We start from the raw sequence: 21,345 nt of genomic DNA, 5'->3' as shown, positions 1-21,345 counted from the left end.
CGCGCCAAGCGAAGCGAAGGCCCTTTGCGGAACACCGCGGAACCGGCTTGGCCGGGCCGCAGGTGTTGCCCCCTGCAAGGGGGTTGGCGAAGCGACACGAAGTGCGCGAAGCCTGGGGGTTTGCTCATATCAGGGCAGTCGGTGGCGGGCTTCGTAGTACGCGCGCCAGTGCGTGCCGTTGCGCTTGGCCGCCTTCTGCTCGAAATAGCGTCGCAGCTTCGCGCGGTCGTCCGCGTTGTCCTTCACCACCGTGCCGGCGATGCAGTCGACGAGATCCGCGGGCGAGCCTTCACGCTGTTCGAGGAACCATGCGCGCACACCCACCGCGTGCGCCACGTTCACGGCCTCGGCGGTGGACATCACGGCGGTGAGGCGGTCCATGGCCGCGTCGCTGCCGCCGTTGCCGCCGTCGCCCTTGGCGGGCGCGCCGCGCAGGTCGCGGAAGGTGGACACCAGCAGCTCCAGCACGGGCGCGGGCACCGTCTTCGGAATGCCGCTCTGCGCGAGCAGCCGCGCCGACGATTCCTGCACCAGCGCCAGCTCGCGGTCGAAGTCGAGGATGGGAAACACCGTCTCGAAGTCGAAGCGCCGCTTCAGCGCCGCGCTCATCTCGTTCACGCCGCGGTCGCGCGTGTTGGCGGTGGCGATGATGTTGAAGCCCTCGCGCGCATAGAGCATGCCGTGCTCGCCCGAGAGCTCGGGCACCGCCATCACGCGATCGGAGAGCATGCCCAGCAGGCAGTCCTGCACTTCCAGCGGCGCGCGCGTGATTTCCTCGAAGCGCACCACCTGGCCCTGCTGCATGCCGAGGTACAGCGGCGCCGGCACCATCGCGCGCGGGCTCGGCCCTTCGTTGATGAGCAGCGCGTAGTTCCAGCCGTACTTGATCTGGTCCTCGGTGATCGATGCACCGCCCTGGATGGTGAGCGTCGAGATGCCAGAGATGGCGGTGGCCAGCAGCTCCGAGAGCATCGACTTCGCCGTGCCCGGCTCGCCCACCAGCATCAGCCCGCGCCCCGTGGCCAGCGTGACCAGCATGCGCTCGATGCTGGCCACCGGCGCGACGATCTTCGGCGCGATGTCGAGCGCCGTGTCGCCGAGGATGAAGGAGCGCGCGGCCTTCAGGCTCAGCACCCAGCCGGGTGGGCGCGGGTCCTTGTCCTGTGCCTGCAGCCGCGCGAGCTGCGCGGCGTAGAGGATCTCGGCCGGCGGGCGCTGGAGTTGCTGCTGCGCCGTCGCGGCAGCGTCTTTGGACTTGTTCGATGTGGCCATCTTTGAAATCGGTCGGGTCAATGTTCGGAAGCACCGCGCGGCCGGCTTGCCCGGCCGCGGGCGACGAGCCTCATGCCGCTCGCAAACCTTCCATGTCGCGGATGAGTTCGCTGGCGGAAATAGGGTCGAGCAGGTGCAGCTCCTCGGCTTCGCTCATGTCGCCCCAGCCCGAGGGCTTGCCCACCTGCACCTGGCCCAGCGTCTGTTCGGGGTATTCGTCCACCATGCCGACGATGATGCCGGGGTCCAGGCTCAGCTCGATCACGCGGTTGGTGCCCAGCGGCTTGCTGAAGTACCAGATGCAGCCGGCGTCCTGCGCCTGGCCGCGGCGCCAGCCCTTGTTGGCCAGCCCCAGCACGCGGCCGGTGGGCACTTTCACGTCCTTCCAGCGCTCCAGCTTCAAGCTCTTCTTCTCTTCGTCGGTCAGCGTGTAGATGTCGCGGCCGATCTGCGCGAAGGGCTGCAGCAGTTCGTAGTCGGCGAACACCTGGCCGAAGGCCGCGGCGTCGGCGGCCGGAAGGTCGAGCGCGTGCGGTACGCCGATGCGCAGGTTGTCGCCCGTGGGCAGTTCGAAGGCATCGTCCTCCGCCGTGGTGTAGCTGCCGTCCTCCGCCACGCGGAAGCAGGCCTTCAGCGTGCCGCCGTAGCTGCCGCCGCCCGCCACCTCGTACACGCCCCAGATCAGCCGCTGCACGATGTGGCGCACCAGCGGATGCTCGACCAGGAAGGTACGGAACACGTCGGGCGTCCAGCGGCGGCGCGCGCACATCGCCACCTCGAGGCGCAGCAGCTGCTGGCTCGCGACGGTGCGCGCGTCCTTCTTGAGCAGCTTGAAGCGCTCGACGGCTTCCTTGCTCAGCTCGGCGTCGTCGGTCTTCTTGGGCTTGGGCAGGTCGGGCAGGCGCGCGCCGTCCACGCCGTCGGCACCGGTCTCGCGCACATACGGCTTGAGCGTCTCGTCGAAGCCCACCTTGAAGGCGCGCGGGCCGAAGTCCAGCCGCATGGTGCCCTGCTCGTCGAGGCCGAGGTCGGGCGCGAGCCGGTCTTCGAGTTCCTCGGTGCTCAGGCCGCGCGCCTCGGCGATGGCGTCGATCTTCTCGCGCGCCTTGTCCTGCAGGCCCTTGAACTTGACCTTCTGCGCGATGCCGTTGAGCAGCATCAGCGCGACGTCGCTGCCGATGCCCGCCAGCACGTCGAGGCCGGTCACCGCGCGCGCGTGCGCCGATTCGCCGGGCCATGCACGGATGAAGGGCGTGAGCTTGCGCGCGGTGTCGTCGTTGCCGAGGAAGCCCAGCGAGGTGAGCGCCCAGCCTTCCTTGCTCGGGCCGCCGGCTTCGAGCCAGGCGGTGAAGGCGTCCCAGGCGAATTCGGCGAGCGAGCCGGCGTCGCAGGCTTCCTTGACCACCGCGATGCCGCCGTAGATTTCCTCGTTGGTCGGGAAGGTCAGCATCTGGCCCAGATGGTCGAGCGCGTCGTCGGGCAGCGCCTTGCCGTTCTTCAGCGTGGGCCGGCGCCAGCCGCGCGGCTGCCAGAACTCGGGCAGCTTCGAGCGGCGGGTGGGGAAGCGGTCGAGCGGGCTTTCCTCGAGCACCGCGCGCAGCGCCTCCACCACCTCGGGCTTGCCGTAGCGGCCTGCCACTTCGAGCAGCAGCGCCTCGTGGCCGTTGGCCTGCAGCAGGCGCAGGGCGGAGCCCGCGCAGTCGCGCGCCTCGCCGGCCTTGCCCAGCGCGGGCGCAATCAGGCCGCAGGCGGTGTGCTCGGGGTACTTCAGCAGCCATTCGCGGCCTTCGGCGCGCAGCGTCTTGAGCTTGGCGAAGGCGCGCGCGGCCGGCATGGCCAGTTCGGCAGCGCCGTAGTACAGCGCGTACGAGAGGTTGTCGGTGGGCTTGGAGCGCACCATCGCCACCAGGCCGGGCAGCACGGCGAGGCCGTGGGTGGCGAGGATGCGGCCGATGTCGTCGCTCTCGGCCTCGCCCGCCACGGCGTTCCAGAACGCGATGCCGATCGGCGCCGGCAGCAGCGGCACGAAGCTCGCGTGGAAGCTGAACCAGTAGTAGCGGTCCTTCTTGCGCTCGGCCACCATCTCGCGCCAGCTCGTGACGAGCCCCTCGGCGTTTCCGGCGGCGATGGCGGCTGCCGCGGTCTTTGCGAACGGCACGAGGCTCTTGCGGCCCTTGTCGAAGCCCAGCTCGTCGAGCAGCGTCTCGACGTTCTTCGCGGCGGCGTCATGGCGGCCGGTCTGCCACGAGTTCAGGCGCAGCGCGCTTTCGCGCTTGCCTTCGGCCCATTGCTCCACCGGCGCCACGGCCAGCGGCTCCAGCACCAGCGCGCCGGCAGCCTTCTTCTGCACCTTGGCGAGCCAGGGCGGCGCGGCCAGCACGCCGGGCAGCTCGCTCGCGTCGGCCACTTCGGTGGGGCCGGCGAGCAGCGAGAGCTGCTTGTCGATCACCGCCTGCGCGCCCGCGTCGAGCCACGGCCGCAGTGCCGGCAGCGCGGCGCCATGCGCGCGCAGCAGGCGCGTGAGGCTGGGCGTGACGAGGTTGGCGTCCTTGCCGCCCGCCGCGACCAGCCGCGACAGCGCCGGAATCGCCGCCATCGGCCAGCGATCGACGGCCAGCGCCAGCCGCGCCAGCGCCTGCTTCGAGCTGCCCGCGACGCGCGCCAGCGCCTGCACGGCCTCGGGCGTGCCGATGCAGGCGAGCGCGTCGCCCGCGTGGTCGTTCGCGGCGCCGCGCTCCAGCACCGGCACGGCGTCCACGCCGCGCTCCTGCACCATCGTGCTCGTCATGGAGCCGCTGCCCCAGAAGCCGGCCGAATAGCTCAGGCGCACCTTCGCGGCCAGTGCGATGGCATCGGGGTCGGTAGCCGTGAGCTGCAGCCAGTGCATGGTCTCGGGCGCGGACTTGTCGGCGGCCAGCGTGTGCACGAGCGCGTTCGAGATCTCGGGCGCGTCGGGCAGCAGCATCGCGAGCGCCGGCTGGCGCATCGGGTGCACCTTGGGCAGGCCCGCCTCGATGCGGTCGCGGCAGTCCTGCCAGACCTCGGGCGTGGCCAGCGACAGGTGCGCGCGCAGCGCCTGCTCGCCGGCTCCCAGCGGGCCGTAGTAGGAGCTGCCCATCTGGCGCGTGACGGTGGCGGAGAAGCTGTACTGGTGCTTCTTCGTCGCCCGGTCGTAGGCGGACTGCACCTCGATCTGCTGCGCGGCGAGCACCATGTCGACGGTGTCCGGCAGCCCGTATTGCTTGACGAGGTAGTTCACCACCACCTCGCCCATCTCGCTCGTGTTGTAGTTGCCGCCGGTGCCCAGCGCGAGCGCCAGCAGCACGGTGTCGGCCTCGGCATCGGGCGCGGGAATGGGCTGCGTGCTGCGGTCGATCATGCGCTGGGCGGCAGCGCGCAGCGCGGCATCGGTGCCCGTCATGTTGACGTTGAGATCCAGCTTGCGGCGCACCGGCAGCCAGGCCGCGCCGGCGCTCGGCACTTCCTCGAAGGGCTTGGCCGGAAAGCGGCGCGAGGGAAAGGCTTCGCGCTGCATCTCGGGCGAAAGCCGCACGGGCGTGCCGGCCGCGAGCCACGGCGGCGTGTCGGCGCTCGCGGCCACGGGCTCGGCGCCGGCCGGTGCGGGCGTGGCGCCTTGCGCCGCGGGCGAGGCGGCGCCCAGCTCCTTCGCGAGGGCCTGCGCGTTCTTGGCGGGCGTGCAGCTGGTGCCCCAGCCGTACAGCAGGCCGGTGCTGCGCAACCGCTTGAAGGCGAGCGCGGCGCCCTGTTCGCTCACGCCGTGCTGGCGCTTGAGGACTGCCACGGTGATCACCTCGGTGGACGCGATCTGGTCGGCTTCCATCTGTGCGCGCACCGCTTCGAATGCGCGTTCGGCCTGCGCGTCGATGCTCTCGGTGGGGGCCGTGGGAACTGCTGGTGCTGCTGCGGGTGCCGCAGCGGGCTCCTGCGCCGCAGCCGGGGCTGCCGGTGCGGCTGCCTGCGCCTTGGGTGCCGCCTCGGCCTTCGGCTTCGCCTCGGTCTTGCCGATGGCCGTGCCGGCGGCCACGCCGACTTCGCTGTAGCCCTTGCCGGTCTTCTCGGTCACCAGCTTGGTCAGCGCGGTGCCGGCCTTGGCGGCGTCGGCGAAAGATTTGGTCTGGCTCTGGCCGGCAGTGCCGATGCGGCCCCAGCGGATATTGAGTTCGGTGTCTGCCTGCTCGATTTCCCAGAATTTGCTGGCGGTTCCTTCGATCAGTTCAAAACGGCGCATGGAAAAAACGTCCTCCTGTCAATCGATGAAGTGCGGTCGGCGACGACGCTCGCGAGCCCTTGCGACGGGCGCGCGGTTCATTCCTTCCGCTGGGTTCGCCGCCGAGGATAAAGGGCCGGCGTGAAGGCTTGGCCCCTGCGGGGCGCCTGGCGGCAAGAAGATTTCGCTTCGTACACCGGGCGATGCGAAGCGGTTACGAAGAAATCATTCACGCGGCCGCGCCGCCGGCATGCTGGCGCTGCCCGAGCTCGCCCGCGAAGACATAGGCCGGCCCCATGCGCTGCCGTTTGCAATGCTGCAGCGCGCGGTCGGCCGATTCGAGCAGGCCGGCCAGCGTGTCGCCGTCGGCGGGGTGGCAGGCGATGCCCATGCTGAGCTCGCCGCCGGCGAGCAGCCGGCCCTCGTGGACCACCGGGCGCGCGCCGGCGGTCTCGATGCGGATGGCCATCTCCGCGAGCTTCTGCCGTGGCGGGTTGCCGACCAGGAGGATCGCGAACGAGCTGTCGTCGCTGTTGTCGTGTGCACGAACCCCGGCATGCGCACTGCCCTCCAGCCGGGCCACCAGGTCGTCGGCGCGCACCTGCTCGCGCAGGCGCTGCGCGATGGCGGCCAGCACCGCGTTGCTGGCCGCGCGGCCGTGTCGTTCGCTCACCGCCGCGAAGCCGTTCAGGTCGATCAGCATCAGCGAGAACTGCCGGTCCTCGCGCAGCCATTCCTCGCCGCGGCGTTCGAAGCCGGTCCGGCTCGCGGCGCCGGTGAGCGCGTCGATGCCGGGGGCGGCCATGAGCGCATGTGCGCGCATTTCCATTGCCCGTTCGGCCCGCAGGCGCGCGGCGGCGGCCAGCGCAAGCACCGCCAGCTCGGCGATCACGGCGGCCTGCGCCGGGTTCACCCGCCCGGACGCCCACGGCTGTTCGCTCCAGCCGGGGAGGTGCGCGATCGAGATGCCCGCCATCAGCAGCACCGCGCCGGCACAGAACAGCAGGGCGGGCCAGTTCGTCCGGCGCCGCACCGCCAGCGCGCCGGCCGCGAGGATCACGGTGGAGGCGACCACCAGTGCCTGCAGCACGCGCAATATCGAGGGAAGCCGGGTTTCGACCGCGGCATGAATCGCCGCGAGAGCCAGCGCGGCGAGCAGCACCAGGACCACCTTGTCGAGGCGCGGCACGAACCGGCTCAGCCCCAGCAGCTGCCGCGCGAACTGAAGCCGGCAGGCGGCCCACAGCACCAGCGCGAGCGCTGCCCAGTGCGCGAGCGGGTCATCGGGCGCGAAGCGCTCCAGTCCCGCGAAGGCGGCGAGCGCGAAGCCGCTGGCCAGCAGATACCAGCCATGCAGGCGCGCGCCGGACACCACCAGCAGCACGAGGCCGCAGACCATCAGGCCGGCCAGCAGGCCGTGGCTCACATCGGCAGCCATGTGCTGCGGCGCGTGGCTGGAACGGGGCGGGGGCTGGGCGGCATCCGGTCGGGCAAGAGGCTGGTGCGAAGTGAGCCGCCGATCGTAGCCGCGAAGCAGTGACGGCGAGCCTGTCTCCGTGCCCGATGCGGGTACGGGGTATCCCTCGTACGCGCCCGGCTAGAACTCTGCGCCTTCGACCAGGAAGCGCAGCCGGCGCACGCCCTGCCACTCGTCCGCATCGAGCCTGAACGCCAGCTTCACGCGTGGCGGCAGCGGCTCGGTGTGGCTGAACCACATCGCGTCGATCGGCTGGCCCTGGTGCCGGAGCTTGAGCGACAGGTGCTTCTCGCCCACCAGCCGCTGCGACACCACTTCCACTTCCTCGCTGAAGGTCGGCGGCGCGAAGCCCTGGCCCCACACCTCGCGGTGCAGCGTGTCGACGAGGTCGATGCGCATGTACTCGCGGGCGATGGGCCCGTCTGTCTCGATCTGGCGCGTGAGCGCGGACTCGGCCAGCAGCTCGCGCGCCACCTGCGCGAAGCCCTTCTCGAAGGTCTCGAAGTGCTCGCGCGCGACGGTGCAGCCCGCCGCCATCGCATGGCCGCCGAAGCGCAGCAGCACGCCGGGGTGGCGCTTGGCCACGAGGTCGAGCGCGTCGCGCAGGTGGAAACCCGGGATCGAGCGGCCCGAGCCTTTCAGCTCCTGCTCCTTGCCGGGCGCCCCGCTCGCAGCGAAGACGAAGGTGGGGCGGTGAAAGCGGTCCTTGATGCGCGAGGCCACGATGCCGACCACGCCTTCGTGGAAGCCCGCGTCGAACACGCTGATGGCGGGCGGCGGCGCTTCGATGCCCTCGCCGTCGGCGGCGAACAGCGACTCGGCCAGCAACAGCGCCTGGTCGCGCATGCCGCCCTCGATGTCGCGCCGCTCGCGGTTGATGCCGTCGAGCATGCGCGCGAGTTCTTCGGCGCGACCCGCGTCGTCGGTCAGCAGGCATTCGATGCCCAGCGTCATGTCCGACAGCCGGCCCGCGGCGTTGATGCGCGGGCCGAGAGCGAAGCCGAAGTCGAAGGTGGTCGCAACGGAAGCATTGCGCCCGGCCGCCTTGAACAGCGCCGCGACGCCGGCCGGCATGCTGCCAGCGCGGATGCGACGCAGGCCCTGCGCTACCAGGCGGCGGTTGTTGGCATCGAGCCGCACGACGTCGGCGACCGTGCCGAGCGCCACCAGCGGCAGCAGCGCATCGAGCTTCGGCTGGCTGGCCGTGTCGAACACGCCGCGCCTGCGCAGCTCCGAACGCAGCGCCAGCAGCACGTAGAACATGACGCCGACGCCGGCGATGCTCTTGCTCTCGAAGCCGCAGCCGGGCTGGTTGGGGTTGACCAGCACGTCGGCCGAGGGCAGCTCGGGGCCGGGCAGGTGGTGGTCGGTCACCAGCACCTGCAGGCCGCGCGCCTTGGCGGCGGCCACGCCCTCGACGCTGGCGATGCCGTTGTCGACGGTGATGAGCATGTCGGCGCCGCTCGCGGCCACGCGCTCGGCAATGGGCGGCGTGAGGCCGTAGCCGTCGACCACGCGGTCGGGCACGAGGTAGCTCACGTTCTTCGCGCCCAGCAGGCGCAGGCCGCGCACGCCGACCGCGCAGGCGGTGGCACCGTCGCAGTCGTAGTCGGCGACGATGCACAGGCGCCTGTCCTGCGCGATGGCGTCGGCCAGCAGCGCGGCGGCCTCGCGGGTGCCGAGCAGCGCGTCGGGCGGCAGCAGCAGCGCGAGGCCGTCGTCGAGTTCTTCCTTGGCGCGCACGCCGCGCGCCGCGAAAAGCCTTGCCAGCAGCGGATGCACGCCGGCCTGTTCCAGCGCCCAGACGGTGCGCGGCGGAATGTCGCGGGCTACGATTTTCATAGCGCCTCCAGCATGGTGGCAGCCTGCTTGCGCTCGAACAGGCTCTTCGCCCAGCGCGCCAGGCCGCGCGGCTGCACGGTGTAGCGCTGCGAGGCGCGGTCGCCGCACAGCGTGAGCGACACGTCGCCCGCGCCGCGCGTGTAGTCGGCCAGCAATGCGGCCAGCGGGCCGGCGTCGAGCGCCTGCCAGGCGGCGGCCCAGCCGATGCCGTCGTCGCGCAGCGCGGCGATGCGCAGGGTGTCGTTCACGGTCGGCGCCGTCGCCGGTTCCGCGGCTTCCTTCTTCAGCGCGCCGGTGCCGGCGAGCCAGAAGGAGTTGATCGGCGGCACGCCGCGCGCGGTGCGCTCGTCGTTCACGCGCTGGGTGTACAGCAGCATCTGCATTTCGTTCTGCAGCCGGCGCAGCGGCCGCGCGGCGTCGGCCAGCGGCGACCACTGCGAGACCGGGTAGCCCACCGCGCGGTCGATGGAGGCGGTGGCCAGCCCGTCGAAGATGCCGGCGCGCGCCAGCCAGCGGCCGGGCACGGGCGAGGCGTGCAGCGCGATGCCGTCTTCCTCGAAGAAGGGTCGCGCGGCGTCGAGCAGGGCGGCCGATTCGGCGTCATCGATCTCGATGGATGCCGGGTCGCCCAGTACCACGTCGTCGATGCCGACCTGCCAGTTGCACAGCGTGACCAGCCCCCAGCCTTCGGTGTCGCCGGGCGCGGCGATGCCCAGCCGGCGCGCTTCCAGCGCGGCCCAGGGGATGCAGCCGTCGGGCGAGGCGATGCCCAGCGCCTGTGCCAGCGCGCGTTCATGCGGAGGCGAGCGCGTGCTTTCGTCCTGCGTATCGGTGTCGGCGAGGGTGAGGCGGGAGAGCAGGCTTTCGAGATTGGGGAGCCGAAGCGTGGGCAGGGCCGCGCGGCACGACGGGGAACCGCGGCCGGCGAAGGGAATCAGTAATTGGCGTGGGGAGGTTTCGGCCATCCCCTTATTGTCCGGGAAGCCCCAGGGCCATCCGGAATGCCACAATTCCGACCCTATGCGACTTCCTTATGAACTGCAGCTCGGCTGGCGCTACACGCGCGCGGGACGGGCGACGCGGCGCAACGGCTTCATCTCCTTCATCTCCGGTGTCTCGATGCTCGGCATCGCGCTGGGCGTGGCGGCGCTGATCATTGTGCTCAGTGTGATGAACGGCTTCCAGAAGGAAGTGCGCGACCGCATGCTCGGCGTGGTGTCGCACATCGAGATCTTCTCGCGCGACGGCCAGGCGCTGCAGCAGCTCGACGAGATCATGGCGGCGGCGCGCAAGCACCCCGAGGTGGTCGGCGCGGCGCCCTTCATCAACACCCAGGCGCTCATTGCGCGCGGCGAGGACATGAAGGGCACGATCGTGCGCGGCATCGATCCCAAGCTCGAGCCCGAGGTCACCGACATCAACGGCATCGCCTCCAGGGGCACCTTCGACAAGCTCGTGCCGGGCCAGTTCGGCATCGTGCTCGGCGCGGAGCTGGCGCGTTCGCTCTTCGTGCAGCCGGGCGACCAGGTCACGCTGGTGGCGCCGGGCGGGCAGGTCACGCCGGCGGGCGTGGTGCCGCGGTTGAAGCAGTTCACCGTGGTCGGCACCTTCGACTCGGGCCACTACGAGTACGACTCCGCGCTGGCCATGGTGCACGAGCAGGACGCCGCCAAGGTGTTCCGCCTCGAGGGCCCCACCGGCATCCGGCTGAAGCTCAAGAACCTCAACGAGGCGCGCGACGTGGCCGACCAGCTCGCAGTCACGCTGCCGGGCGAGTTCCTCATCCGCGACTGGACGCGCCAGAACAAGACCTGGTTCGCGGCCGTGCAGGTCGAGAAACGCATGATGTTCATCATCCTCACGCTGATCGTGGCGGTGGCGGCCTTCAACCTGGTCTCCACGCTCGTCATGACCGTGACCGACAAGCGCGCCGACATCGCCATCCTGCGCACGCTGGGCAGTTCGCCGCGCAGCATCATGGGCATCTTCGTGGTGCAGGGCGCAATGGTGGGCGTGATCGGCACCGTGGCCGGCCTGCTGCTGGGCCTGGGCATCGCCTACAACATCGACGTGATCGTGCCCTTCCTGGAGCAGCTCTTCCACGCGAGCTTCCTGCCGAAGGACATCTACCTGATCAGCAAGATGCCCAGCGATCCGCAGCAAAGCGACATCGTGCCGATCGCGATCATTTCCCTGGTGCTGGCCTTCGTCGCCACGCTGTACCCGAGCTGGCGCGCCAGCCGCGTGAACCCCGCCGAAGCCCTGCGCTATGAGTGAAGTTGTATTGAAGGCCCGTGGACTGACCAAGCGGTTCCACGAGGGGCGGCTCGACCTGACCGTGCTGCATGGCGTCGACCTCGACGTGCATGCCGGCGAAACGCTCGCCATCGTCGGCGCCTCCGGCTCCGGCAAGAGCACGCTGCTGCACCTGATGGGCGGCCTCGACGAGCCCACGGCTGGCAAGGTCGAGCTGCTGGGCAAGGACATCGCGCATGCCGATCCGGCGGAGCAGGGCCGTCTGCGCAACCAGCACCTGGGCTTCGTCTACCAGTTCCATCACCTGCTGCCCGAGTTCAGCGCGCTCGACAACGTGGCCATGCCGCTGAAGATCCGCCGCACCGAGCCTCATGCGGCGGCGCAGTCGGCAGCGAAGATTCTCGAGAGCGTGGGCCTGGGCCAGCGCCTGTATCACCGTCCGGCCGAACTCTCGGGCGGAGAGCGTCAGCGCGTGGCGATCGCGCGCGCGCTGGTCACCGAGCCGGCCTGCGTGCTGGCCGACGAGCCTACGGGCAACCTCGACCGCAGCACAGCCGACACGGTGTTCGCATTGATGCTCGACCTCGCGCACCGGCACGGCACCGCCTTCGTGATGGTCACGCACGACCAGGATCTGGCGAAGCGCTGCGACCGGGTGTTGCAGCTGGTGGCGGGGCGCCTGGCGGGTTGAGTCGCTAGCTGTCGGGACCACCGGCTTCGCGGCGCTGCATAGCGGCTCGAAGCCGTATTAGGTGGCGGCTGGTCCGCCAGCGTGACCAAATGGCCAGCAGCACCAGCAACGTGCCCCCCGTGGCAATGGAGAGAGTCCACTTAAGGCTGCTGCTTCGAGCCTGCGCCAGGACCTGGGCAGTGGACGCATAGGCGCATTGCGCCTGGCCGTCAGCCGTCATCTCGAAGAGCCTGGAGCCATCGTGCAGAACGGAAACCGAGGTGCCTTGTGCCACTCGGACGATCTGTTGTTCGCATGCATGGATGGAGAAGCGCTCGGAGCGGCCACCGGACTCGATGACCGCATAGTTCGTGGATCGCGCCCGTCCTTTGCCCGGCTCGACACCGATAAACAACCCTGAAGCGACTGAAAGCTCCTCTCTCTGATATTGTTTATCCGCTCCCGTAGCGCTGAAGGGAGCCCGTTCGGTAGACCCTGTGCTCCTCCTTGGGCCATCCAGCCCGCAATAAAGACTGGGGAACCGTACGGATTCGACGCTGTAGCTCGAACGGTGTCTTGGGGCGTCGTCGGCCGATGCGCTGGCGACGACCCCGCATATCAGGGTGCGCGTGTCGAATGTGGCGCATTGACTCTGCTGCCAAGGAGTATCACGGTGACATGCAAGGTAGGAGTGGACATCAGCAAGATGAAGCTCGATGTGGCGTGGCTGCGGGCGGACGGCAAGTACCGCTCCAAGGTGTTCCCCAACAACTCGAGCGGCTTCGCGGAACTGCTGCGATGGCTGCAATCCAATCTGCCCGATGGCAAGGCAACGGCCCACGTCTGCATGGAAGCCACCGGGACGTACCACGAGGCCCTGGCGCTGTTCCTGCATGACCAGACGGTGGCAGTCTCGGTCGTGAACCCGCTGCAGGTGAAGCGATTCATGGAGCTCGAGGGTGTTCGCAACAAGACCGATGGCGGCGATGCGAAGGCCCTGGCGCGGTTTTGCGACAGGACCGCTCCGGCGTTGTGGGAGGCACCTTCTGCAGGCGTGCGCTCGCTGCAGGCGCTGGTGGCTCGGCTGGACACGCTGCTGGAACTCAGGCAGGCCGAGTCGAACCGCCTGGAGGTCGCCCACGACGCGGTCAAGTCGTCTCTCACCGCGGTCATCGCGAGCCTGGACGAGTCCATCAAGGACGTGCGCATGCAGATCCGCAAGACCATCGACGACGACCCCGATCTGCGGCAACGCGGCGAGCTGCTCGCCTCGATCCCGGGCCTCGGGGACAGGACGATTCCCCAGCTGCTCGCATACATTGGGCGTCCCGAGCGATTCGGCTGCGTCAAGGCACTGATTGCCTATGCCAGCCTCACGCCGATGATCAGACAGTCCGGCACATCGTTGGACAAGCGACGAGGAACGCATCCTCAGGGGCATCGGGAGTTCAGGAACGCGCTTTACTTCCCGGCCATGGTGGCCGGCAGATACAACCCGCTGGTGGCCGAGTTCTGGCAGCGCCTGAAGGCGCAGAACAAGCCCGGCAAGGTCATCGTCGTGGCCTGCATGCACAAGCTCCTGGCCATCGCATACGGGGTGTTGAAGTCGGGCAAGCCCTTCGATGTGAATCATCATCCCAAGGCAGTCTGTGGTTGACAAGCAGAACGGTGTCTTCGCTTCCTTGATGAGTGCCTGTGTGCCGAGCGCGGCAAAAAACACTGCAATCCAGAGTCCGCCCAGGAGCGCTCCCGTCATCCCCCACAAGCTTCTGTTCATTGCCGGATTTTGCCGCCGGACCGGCTTCGCTCGACTGTCAGGCCGGCGCTTCCTCGCGCACATTCCGCGTGCCCAACGGCAGCACGCAGACGAATTGGTTGCCCAACGTCAGCACGAGGCCAATCTGCCCTGCAACGTGAGTGACCTGGCAGACGGCATCGGGTGTCTTTGTTGCCCCTGCAGCTGCCGAACGCACGACAGCGCGCGTCGCGGGCTGGCGCAGCATGGCGAGCAGTACGTTCGCGTCGCGGTTCTGCAGCGATTGGCGATAGAGGTGAAGCGCCGCCTCCGTTTCGGTTTCGTCCCGTGTACGCTCTGATGAGGACGCTTCGCCGCCGCGCAAGCGCATCAGGGCGCGATGCAACTGCTGCCGGCAACCGGCTTCGGTCTTTCCGCTGACCTCGGCGATCTCGCTGTAGCTCAACTCGAAGACTTCGCGAAGCAGCACCGCAGCGGCGTCGGGCCGGTTGAGGCGTTCGGCCAACATGCGCAACGCGCTATCGGCTTCTTCTGCCAGCGTTGCTTCGGCCTCGGCCGACGATGCATCGGGCGCAAGCCCTCCGGCCTCCTTCAGCCACCGCTGCATCCACCCGTCCCGCCGCAGCCTGTCGATCGCAAGGTTCTGCATCACGGTCGTCAGCCAGGCCTGCACCGAATCCGGCCCGGGCCCGTCGCCGGCTTCCAGCGCGCGCAGGTAGCTGTCCTGCACCACGTCCTCGGCATCCGCCGGGCCGCCGAGCATGCGCGCCGCCGCGCGAACCAGCCGGCCGCGCAGTGCCGGGAATTGCGAGAGATAGCGTTCATCGAGCATCGGCACAGCTTGCCATAGCCAGCAATGTCACGAAACTGTGGGCTTGTTCGTCAAGACAGTTCAACCACAGGAGCTTTCTTCATGCAGCCCACCATGTTCTCAATGGAATCGGAAGACGACACCAAGCCCGCCGCCACCGCCGAGCCGCGCAACTCCTACCTGGAGGAAAAGGCGTTCAAGTCGCGAACGCTGCTGATCTTCGGCACTATCAGCGACTCCGTGGCCGCCGACGTGACGCGCCGGCTCATCGCGCTGGACGCCGACAGCCCCGAGAAGCCCATCGACATCCTCGTGAGCTCGCCCGGCGGGCACCTGGAGTCGGGCGACGCCATCCACGACATCGTGCGCTTCATCAGCGCGCCGGTGAACATGATCGGCACCGGCTGGGTGGGCAGCGCGGCCACCCACCTGTTCCTGGCGGCGCCGCGCGAGCGCCGCGTGTGCCTGCCGAACACGCGCTTCCTGATCCACCAGCCCAGCGGCGGCGCGGGCGGGCAGGCGACAGACATCGCCATCCAGGCGCAGGAAATCATCAAGGCCCGCCAGCGCATCGCGCACGAGATCGCGCGCGAGACCGGCAAGCCCATCGACGTGGTGCTGGCCGACATCGAACGTGACCGCTGGCTGTCGGCCGAGGAGGCCGTGGAGTACGGCTTGGTCTCGCGCATCATCCAGCGCAAGACCGAGCTGCAAGGCTGACCGCGTGCCGGATCAGGCCTTGGGCTTGTAGGCCACCACGTCGATCTCGACGCGTGCGTCGACCATCAGCCGCGCCTCGGTGGTCGAGCGCGCCGGCTTGTTTTCACCGAAGTAGCTCATGTAGATGCGGTTGAAGGCACCAAAGTCGCGCGCGTCCTGCAGCCAGCAGGTGCTCTTGCACACGTCGTCGAGCGTGGCGCCGGCCAGCGCGAGCACGGTCTTGATGTTCTCCATCACCTGGCGCGTCTGCGCCTCGATGCCGCCGGCCACGATCTCGCCTTCCTTGTTCACGGGCACCTGGCCCGACACGTAGATGAAGTCGCCGGCGCGCACGGCCGGGGAGAAGGGGCGGACCTGGCGGTCGGAAGCCAGGGGCGGGGCGCCGAGGTATTCGAGGGGCATGGGAACTCCTTGTGTGATGAAAGAAAAGAGAAACGGAAAGAGCGGAAACGCGCCGCGAGTATCCCTCTGATTTGAAAATCTATTTCAAAATAACCCCTGAACAAGGGTTAACACGGATGATTAGGCATGAATACTGCTTCAAAGTCCGGGCCAAAGAGAAAATTTCTTTCACAAACCAGCCCGCCTCATGAAGGAGTTCCCCATGCCCCACGCCGGTCTTGCCCAGTGTCTGCCCAAGCTGTCCAAACGCAGCCTGCTGGGCGCCTCCTTGCTCGCGATGCTGTGCGCCGCGCTGCCCCAACAGGGCGCCCACGCACAGGGCCCGCGCAACTTCGCCACGCTGGCGATGGTGGCCGAGCCGCAGACGCTCGACCCGATGGCGTCCACCGCCGACCTGGTCGGAACCATCATGCAGCACGTCTACGAGACGCTCTACACCTTCGACGCCAAGTGGAACGTGGTGCCGATGCTGGCCGAGGGCATGCCGAAGATCTCCGCCGACGGCAAGACCTACGCCATCACCCTGCGCAAGGGCGTGATGCTGCACAACGGCCGCGAACTCACGGCCGACGACGTGGTGGCCAGCCTGCAGCGCTGGATGGACCAGTCGCCGCGCGGCAAGGCCGTGGGCAAGGAAGTCGACAGCCTCAAGGCCAAGGGCCCGCTGGCGGTCGAGATCGTGCTGAAGGAGCCCTACGCGCCGCTGCTCTCGCAACTCGCGCTGCCCAGCGGCATGGCCGCCATCATGGCCAAGGACTCCATCGCTTCGCCGCTGAAGGACTTCGTGGGCACCGGCCCCTACAAGTTCAAGGAGCGCCGCCCCGACCAGTTCGTGCTGCTCACCCGCTTCGACAAGTACAGCGCGCGCAAGGAAGCCGCCAGCGGCTACGGCGGCAAGCGCGAAGCGGCCATCGAGGAGCTGCGCTTCGTGCCCGTGCCCAACGCCAGCACCCGCGTCGAGGGCGCGCTGGCCGGCCAGTACGACTTCGCCGACCTGCTGCCGGTGGAGGCGCTGCCGCGCCTGGAGAAGTCGGGCGGCAAGACCGTGCCGATCATGACGCCCTCGTTCGGTTTCCCGTACCTCGTGCTCAACACCAAGGAAGGCGTGGCCGCCAGCCAGCCGGTGCGCCAGGCGATCCAGACCGCGCTGGGCGAAGGCGAGATGCTCGCCGCCGGCTTCGGCGACACGCGCTTCTTCGTGGCCGAGGCCAACCACTTCCCGAAGGGCTCGCCGTTCTACTCGGCCGCAGGCGCCGACCAGTACAACCAGCGCAACGCCGCCAAGGCCAAGGAAGCCGCCGCCAAGGCCGGCTACAAGGGCGAGCCGATCCGCGTGCTCACCAGCCGCCAGTACGACTTCCACTACAACATGGCCCTGCTGATGGCCGAGCAGCTCAAGCGCGCCGGCTTCAAGGTCGACCTCAACGTGGTCGACTGGGCCACGCTGGTGCAGCGCCGCAACGACGCCAAGCTGTGGGACATCTACGTCACCCACTCGGGCCAGTTCCCCGAGCCCATGCTCTCGCCGCCGCAGCTCGGCGACGGCGCGCCCGGCTGGTGGGATTCGCCGGCCAAGAAGTCGGCACTGCAGGCCTTCAACGTCGAGAGCGACCCTGCCAAGCGCGGTGCGCTGTGGGGCAAGGTGCAGCAGGTGGTGTACGACGAGGTGCCGTATATCAACGTCGGCAAGTTCAACGGCCTCTCGGCCAAGAGCCCGGCGCTGGACAACTACCAGCCCGCGACCTGGCCGTTCTTCTGGAACGCGAAGATCAAGTAAGAAGGCGGAGACACACAGCCATGCCGTCGCGTCGCCAACTTCTGCAAGCCAGCGCACTGGTCTCCGGCCTCGGGGCCCTCGGCCTCGAATCTTCCCTTGCCTTCGCCGCCCGGGCTGCCGCCCAGGGCCCGGTCTACGCCTACGTCGGCACCTACAGCGACGGCGGCAAGCCGTGGCGCGGCGGGCGCGGACAGGGCGTGCACCAGTTCGTGCTCGACGGCGCCACCGGCGCGCTCAAGCCCATTGCGGGCGCACCGGCGGCCGTGGCCAGCACGGGCGAGGGCGCGAAGCTGCGCAACCCCGCCTCGCTCGCGCGCCACCCGAAGCTGCCGATGCTCTATGCGGCCAACGAGTTCGAGGCCGGCTCGGTCTCGGCCTTCCGTATCGGGGCGGACGGCGCGCTGACCTTCGTCTCCGAGACGCCCTGCGGCGGCAAGGACCCGGCCTACATCAGCGTGCACCCCGACGGCCGTTTTCTCTTCACCGCCAACTACGCGAGCGGGGACGTCAGCGTGCTCGCGCTGCGCGCCGACGGCACGCCCGATGCCGGCGTTGCAGCCGTCGTCTACAAGGACGTGGAAGCCTGCGGCGCGTCCACCCCCTGCAAGCCCGGCGCCGACGTGGTGCCGCAGGCCGCGCGTTCGCACGAGGGCTTCGCCACCAGCGACCACGACGGCCCGCACGCCCACATGGTGCATGCCGACCCGAAGGGCGACTTCGTGCTGGTGGCCGACCTGGGGCTCGACCGCGTCATCTCGTATCGCTTCGACCGCATCACCGGCGTGCTGAGCCAGCCGAGCACGGTGGCCGTGTCGGAAAGCTCCGGCGCGCGCCACTTCGTGTTCCACCCGAACGGCAAGTGGCTCTACCTGGTGAACGAAGAGGCATCGACCATCGCCTTCATGCGCTACGACAACGCCACCGGCGTGCTCGCGCTGGTGAGCGAGACCTCGGCGCTGCCCAAGGGCTTCAAGGGCACCAGCTACGCATCGGGCATCCGCATGCTGCCGGACGGCCAGCACTTCGTGTCGCTCAACCGGCTGCACGACTCGATCTCGATCTTCAAGGTCGACGCCCGCACCGGCGCCCCCACGCTGGTGCGCGAGGAATGGTCGCGCGGCAACTACCCGCGCAGCTGCACGCTCGACCCGAGCGGCCGCTTCCTCTACGTGTGCCACAACAAGCAGGGCGACAACGTGACCGTCTTCCGCGTGAAGGGTGGCGACATCCAGTTCACCGGCCAATACGTCGCGGTGGGCAGCGCGGCAGCCATCGAGTTCTCCGCGTGATGAAGAAATCGCTTTTCCGCTACATCGCCTCCCGCGCCGCGGGCATGCTGGTCGTGCTCGCCATCGTGGCGGTGCTCGTCTTCGTGCTCACGCGCGCCGCCTCGGGCGACCCGGTCTCGGTGCTGCTGGGCGACCAGGCCACCGCCGCCGACATCGCCCGCGTGCAGAAGGAATACGGCCTCGACAAGCCGCTGCCCGTGCAATTCGGCTACTGGCTGCGCGAGGTGCTCCAGGGCAACCTCGGCCAGTCGATCTTCCTGCAGCGCCCCGTGACGCAGGCGCTGTGGGAGCGCTCCGAACCCACCACGCTGCTCGCGCTGATGGCCGTGGCCATCGCGGCGCTGATCGGTGTGCCCTGCGGCATCGTCTCCGCCGTGTTCCGGGGGCGGGTGGTCGACCAGCTCTTCACCGGCATCGCGATGCTGGGCGCGAGCATTCCGAGCTTCTGGCTGGGCATCGTGCTGATCCAGATCTTCGCGGTCTCGTTCGGCTGGTTCCCGGTGTCGGGCTACGGCGCGCCCGACGCGCCGTTCGCCGAGCGACTGCATTCGCTGGTGCTGCCGGCCACGGTGCTGGGCCTGCTGAACTCCGCGCTCATCATCCGCTTCACGCGCGCCTCGATGCTCGACGTGCTGGGTGAAGACTACGTGCGCACCGCGCGCTCCAAGGGCCTGAGCGAAAGCACCGTGGTGCTCAAGCACGCGCTTCGCAACGCGCTGGTGCCCATCGTCACGGTGATCGGCCTCACGGTGGCTCTCATGATCGGCGGCGCCGTCATCACCGAGACCGTGTTCGGCCTGCCGGGCGTGGGCAACCTCGTGGTCAGCGCGGTGCTGCGGCGCGACTACCCTGTGATCCAGGGGGCGCTGCTCGTCATCGCCGCGATCTACGTGCTCATCAATTTCTCCATCGACCTGCTGTACGCGGTGGTCGACCCGCGCGTGAAGGTCTGAGAAAAATGCAAATGCCCCGAATGCTCCGCCAGCTGATGCACAGACGCATCGTGATGGTGTCCGCGCTGGTGCTGCTGGTGATCGCGGTGCTCGCGATCGGTGCGCCGCTGTTCGCTTCCATCGACCCCAACGACACGGCCGTGCTGGAGCGCCTGAAGGCGCCCAGCGCCGAGCACCTGCTCGGCACCGACGAGCTCGGCCGCGACCTGTATTCGCGCATCGTCCACGGCGCGCGCTACTCGCTGGCCATCGCCGCGCTCACCGCGCTGGGCGCCGTGATCGCCGGCACCGTGCTGGGCCTGATGGCCGGCTTCTTCCGCCGGCTCGACGCGCCGCTGATGCGCGTGGTGGACGCGATGATGTCCTTCCCCGACATCCTGCTGGCGATCGCGCTGGTGGCCATTCTCGGGCCCTCGCTCGTGAACACCGTGTTGGCGCTGGTGCTGGTCTACACGCCGCGCGTGGCGCGGGTGGTGCGGGCCTCCACGCTGGTGGTGCGCGAACTGCTCTTCGTGGAAGCGGTGCGCGCGCTGGGCGTGCGCACCTCGCGCATCCTGTGGCGGCACATCCTGCCGAACCTGATGTCGCCGATCCTGGTGCAGGTGTCGTTCATCTTCGCCTACGCCATCCTGGCCGAAGCCGGCCTCTCGTTCCTCGGTGTCGGCGTGCCGCCCGAGATCCCGACCTGGGGCACCATGGTCGCGGGCAGCCAGCAGTACGCGCATCAGGCCTTCTGGGTGGTGCTGTTCCCGGGCCTCGCAATCATCTTCACGGCGCTGTCGCTGCAACTGCTGGGCGACGGCGTGCGCGACCTGCTCGACCCCAAGCTCAAGAAAGGCGCGTGATGACGACGACCGCCAACAACAACCAGGCCCCGCGCCTCACGGTCAGCAACCTGAGCACAAGCTTTCCGACCGAAGACGGCCTCGTGCGCTCGGTGGCCGACGTGAGCTTCTCGATCCAGCCCGGCAAGACGACCGCGCTGGTCGGCGAATCGGGCTCGGGCAAGTCGGTCACCAGCCTCACGCTGATGCGCCTGCTGCCCAAGACAGCCAACGCGCAGGTCAGCGGCAGTGCCTCTTTCGTGACGCGCGAGGGCAAGTCGCTCGACCTGCTGCAGATCGGCGAACGCGAGATGCGCTCGCTGCGCGGCAACCAGCTGTCGATGATCTTCCAGGAGCCGATGACCAGCCTGAACCCGGTGTTCACCATCGGCGAGCAGATCGCGGAGAGCGTGCGCCTGCACAAGGGGCTCGACCGCAAGGCGGCGCTCGCGCATGCGCAGCGCATGCTGGAGCTGGTGGAGATCCCGGCCGCGGCGCAGCGCATCCACGAGTACCCGCACCAGCTCTCGGGCGGCATGCGCCAGCGCGCGATGATCGCCCTGGCCATGGCCTGCGACCCGACGCTGCTGATCGCCGACGAGCCGACCACCGCGCTCGACGTGACCATCCAGGCGCAGATCCTCGAGCTCATGCGCAGGCTGCAGGCCGAGACGGGCATGAGCATCCTGTTCATCACGCACAACCTCGGCGTGGTCGCGCACCATGCCGACGACGTGGTGGTGATGTATTCGGGCCGCGTGGTCGAGAGCGCGCCGGTGCGGCCGCTGTTCGCGCAGCCCGAGCACCCGTACACGCAGGGCCTGCTGGCCTGCCTGCCAGGCAAGGCGCGCCAGCCCGGCCAGCCCAAGCCCAAGCGCCTGTTCGCCATTCGCGGGCAGGTGTCGAGCCCGCTGGCGCCGCCGCCGGGCTGCGCCTTCGAGCCGCGCTGCGATCTTGCGCTCGCGGGCTGCAAGGACGCGATGCCGCCGCTGATCGGCATCAGGCAGGGCCGCCAGGCACGCTGCATTCGCGTGCAGCCCGACCAGCCACTCGCGAGGGCCGCATGAC

At 69.0% G+C, this 21,345-nt stretch carries 16 protein-coding genes; 9 read left to right on the top strand and 7 right to left on the bottom strand.

The window, feature by feature from the left end; genetic code table 11:
• Nucleotides 1–129: 129 nt before the first annotated feature.
• The 5 genes from BMY35_RS06960 to BMY35_RS06940 form a co-directional block, all read right to left on the bottom strand.
• Nucleotides 130–1,272, bottom strand: a complete 1,143-nt coding sequence (locus tag BMY35_RS06960; RefSeq protein WP_093196299.1) for an ATP-binding protein — start codon at nt 1,270–1,272, stop codon at nt 130–132.
• 70 nt (nt 1,273–1,342) lie between these two features.
• A complete protein-coding gene (locus tag BMY35_RS06955; RefSeq protein WP_093196297.1) occupies nt 1,343–5,521 on the bottom strand; it encodes a WGR and DUF4132 domain-containing protein in 4,179 nt (1,392 codons plus the stop codon).
• 208 nt (nt 5,522–5,729) lie between these two features.
• Nucleotides 5,730–6,938 (bottom strand): GGDEF domain-containing protein, encoded by a 1,209-nt coding sequence (locus tag BMY35_RS06950; RefSeq protein WP_093196295.1) that lies wholly within the window; start codon nt 6,936–6,938, stop codon nt 5,730–5,732.
• Nucleotides 6,939–7,097: 159 nt separating this feature from the next.
• Nucleotides 7,098–8,819, bottom strand: a complete 1,722-nt coding sequence (gene recJ / locus BMY35_RS06945) for a single-stranded-DNA-specific exonuclease RecJ (RefSeq protein ID WP_093196293.1) — start codon at nt 8,817–8,819, stop codon at nt 7,098–7,100.
• Entirely contained in the window at nt 8,816–9,784 is a 969-nt protein-coding gene (locus BMY35_RS06940; protein WP_093196291.1) for a hypothetical protein, read from the bottom strand. Before BMY35_RS06940 ends, recJ begins: the two co-directional genes overlap by 4 nt.
• Nucleotides 9,785–9,839: 55 nt before the next feature.
• Between BMY35_RS06940 and BMY35_RS06935 the strand changes: the two genes are divergently transcribed.
• From BMY35_RS06935 to BMY35_RS06920, 3 genes are all read left to right on the top strand, one after another.
• Nucleotides 9,840–11,096, top strand: a complete 1,257-nt coding sequence (locus BMY35_RS06935; protein WP_093196288.1) for a lipoprotein-releasing ABC transporter permease subunit — start codon at nt 9,840–9,842, stop codon at nt 11,094–11,096.
• A complete protein-coding gene (lolD, locus tag BMY35_RS06930; protein WP_093196286.1) occupies nt 11,089–11,766 on the top strand; it encodes a lipoprotein-releasing ABC transporter ATP-binding protein LolD in 678 nt (225 codons plus the stop codon). The genes BMY35_RS06935 and lolD overlap by 8 nt, the downstream gene beginning before the upstream one ends.
• A gap of 670 nt (nt 11,767–12,436) precedes the next feature.
• Nucleotides 12,437–13,402 carry an IS110 family RNA-guided transposase gene (locus tag BMY35_RS06920; RefSeq protein WP_093196282.1) on the top strand — a complete coding sequence of 322 codons (966 nt, stop codon included), beginning with the start codon at nt 12,437–12,439 and terminating at the stop codon, nt 13,400–13,402.
• A 157-nt stretch (nt 13,403–13,559) separates the two neighbouring features.
• Here BMY35_RS06920 and BMY35_RS06915 read toward each other — a convergent pair whose 3' ends face one another.
• A complete protein-coding gene (locus BMY35_RS06915) occupies nt 13,560–14,333 on the bottom strand; it encodes a sigma-70 family RNA polymerase sigma factor (protein ID WP_093196280.1) in 774 nt (257 codons plus the stop codon).
• Nucleotides 14,334–14,435: 102 nt separating this feature from the next.
• Here BMY35_RS06915 and BMY35_RS06910 point away from each other — a divergent pair, with 102 nt between their 5' ends.
• Nucleotides 14,436–15,032: an ATP-dependent Clp protease proteolytic subunit gene (locus BMY35_RS06910; RefSeq protein ID WP_093197194.1), complete on the top strand. Its 597-nt coding sequence runs from the start codon at nt 14,436–14,438 to the stop codon at nt 15,030–15,032.
• A 12-nt stretch (nt 15,033–15,044) separates the two neighbouring features.
• On the opposite strand, the gene BMY35_RS06905 is transcribed toward BMY35_RS06910, so the two are convergent.
• On the bottom strand, nt 15,045–15,434 hold the full coding sequence (locus tag BMY35_RS06905) for a RidA family protein (protein WP_093196278.1): 390 nt from the start codon (nt 15,432–15,434) through the stop codon (nt 15,045–15,047).
• 202 nt (nt 15,435–15,636) lie between these two features.
• Between BMY35_RS06905 and BMY35_RS06900 the strand changes: the two genes are divergently transcribed.
• The 5 genes from BMY35_RS06900 to BMY35_RS06880 are packed head-to-tail and all read left to right on the top strand — an operon-like array spanning nt 15,637 to nt 21,344.
• On the top strand, nt 15,637–17,211 hold the full coding sequence (locus BMY35_RS06900; RefSeq protein WP_093196276.1) for an ABC transporter substrate-binding protein: 1,575 nt from the start codon (nt 15,637–15,639) through the stop codon (nt 17,209–17,211).
• Nucleotides 17,212–17,231: 20 nt separating this feature from the next.
• Nucleotides 17,232–18,500, top strand: a complete 1,269-nt coding sequence (locus tag BMY35_RS06895; protein WP_093196274.1) for a lactonase family protein — start codon at nt 17,232–17,234, stop codon at nt 18,498–18,500.
• The gene (locus BMY35_RS06890) at nt 18,500–19,453 is read left to right on the top strand and encodes an ABC transporter permease (protein ID WP_093196272.1); all 954 of its coding nucleotides are present in this window, start codon (nt 18,500–18,502) and stop codon (nt 19,451–19,453) included. The genes BMY35_RS06895 and BMY35_RS06890 overlap by 1 nt, the downstream gene beginning before the upstream one ends.
• A 5-nt stretch (nt 19,454–19,458) precedes the next feature.
• Nucleotides 19,459–20,298: an ABC transporter permease gene (locus tag BMY35_RS06885; RefSeq protein WP_093196271.1), complete on the top strand. Its 840-nt coding sequence runs from the start codon at nt 19,459–19,461 to the stop codon at nt 20,296–20,298.
• Nucleotides 20,298–21,344, top strand: a complete 1,047-nt coding sequence (locus BMY35_RS06880) for an ABC transporter ATP-binding protein (protein ID WP_093196270.1) — start codon at nt 20,298–20,300, stop codon at nt 21,342–21,344. The genes BMY35_RS06885 and BMY35_RS06880 overlap by 1 nt, the downstream gene beginning before the upstream one ends.
• Nucleotide 21,345: the final 1 nt, after the last annotated feature.

This window comes from Variovorax sp. YR750, assembly GCF_900109805.1.
Taxonomy (GTDB): Bacteria; Pseudomonadota; Gammaproteobacteria; order Burkholderiales; family Burkholderiaceae_C; genus Variovorax; species Variovorax gossypii.
This window is presented reverse-complemented; position numbering and strand designations above follow the sequence as displayed.

Bases quoted from the DNA above. Each gene is read 5' to 3' on its own strand.
- BMY35_RS06910 (WP_093197194.1), top strand. From the start codon at position 14,436: ATGGAATCGGAAGACGACACCAAGCCCGCCGCCACCGCCGAGCCGCGC.
- BMY35_RS06950 (WP_093196295.1), bottom strand. From the start codon at position 6,938: ATGGCTGCCGATGTGAGCCACGGCCTGCTGGCCGGCCTGATGGTCTGC.
- BMY35_RS06940 (WP_093196291.1), bottom strand. From the start codon at position 9,784: ATGGCCGAAACCTCCCCACGCCAATTACTGATTCCCTTCGCCGGCCGC.
- BMY35_RS06880 (WP_093196270.1), top strand. From the start codon at position 20,298: ATGACGACGACCGCCAACAACAACCAGGCCCCGCGCCTCACGGTCAGC.
- BMY35_RS06895 (WP_093196274.1), top strand. From the start codon at position 17,232: ATGCCGTCGCGTCGCCAACTTCTGCAAGCCAGCGCACTGGTCTCCGGC.
- recJ (WP_093196293.1), bottom strand. From the start codon at position 8,819: ATGAAAATCGTAGCCCGCGACATTCCGCCGCGCACCGTCTGGGCGCTG.
- BMY35_RS06915 (WP_093196280.1), bottom strand. From the start codon at position 14,333: ATGCTCGATGAACGCTATCTCTCGCAATTCCCGGCACTGCGCGGCCGG.
- BMY35_RS06905 (WP_093196278.1), bottom strand. From the start codon at position 15,434: ATGCCCCTCGAATACCTCGGCGCCCCGCCCCTGGCTTCCGACCGCCAG.
- BMY35_RS06955 (WP_093196297.1), bottom strand. From the start codon at position 5,521: ATGCGCCGTTTTGAACTGATCGAAGGAACCGCCAGCAAATTCTGGGAA.
- BMY35_RS06960 (WP_093196299.1), bottom strand. From the start codon at position 1,272: ATGGCCACATCGAACAAGTCCAAAGACGCTGCCGCGACGGCGCAGCAG.
- BMY35_RS06885 (WP_093196271.1), top strand. From the start codon at position 19,459: ATGCAAATGCCCCGAATGCTCCGCCAGCTGATGCACAGACGCATCGTG.
- BMY35_RS06890 (WP_093196272.1), top strand. From the start codon at position 18,500: ATGAAGAAATCGCTTTTCCGCTACATCGCCTCCCGCGCCGCGGGCATG.
- BMY35_RS06900 (WP_093196276.1), top strand. From the start codon at position 15,637: ATGCCCCACGCCGGTCTTGCCCAGTGTCTGCCCAAGCTGTCCAAACGC.
- BMY35_RS06935 (WP_093196288.1), top strand. From the start codon at position 9,840: ATGCGACTTCCTTATGAACTGCAGCTCGGCTGGCGCTACACGCGCGCG.
- lolD (WP_093196286.1), top strand. From the start codon at position 11,089: ATGAGTGAAGTTGTATTGAAGGCCCGTGGACTGACCAAGCGGTTCCAC.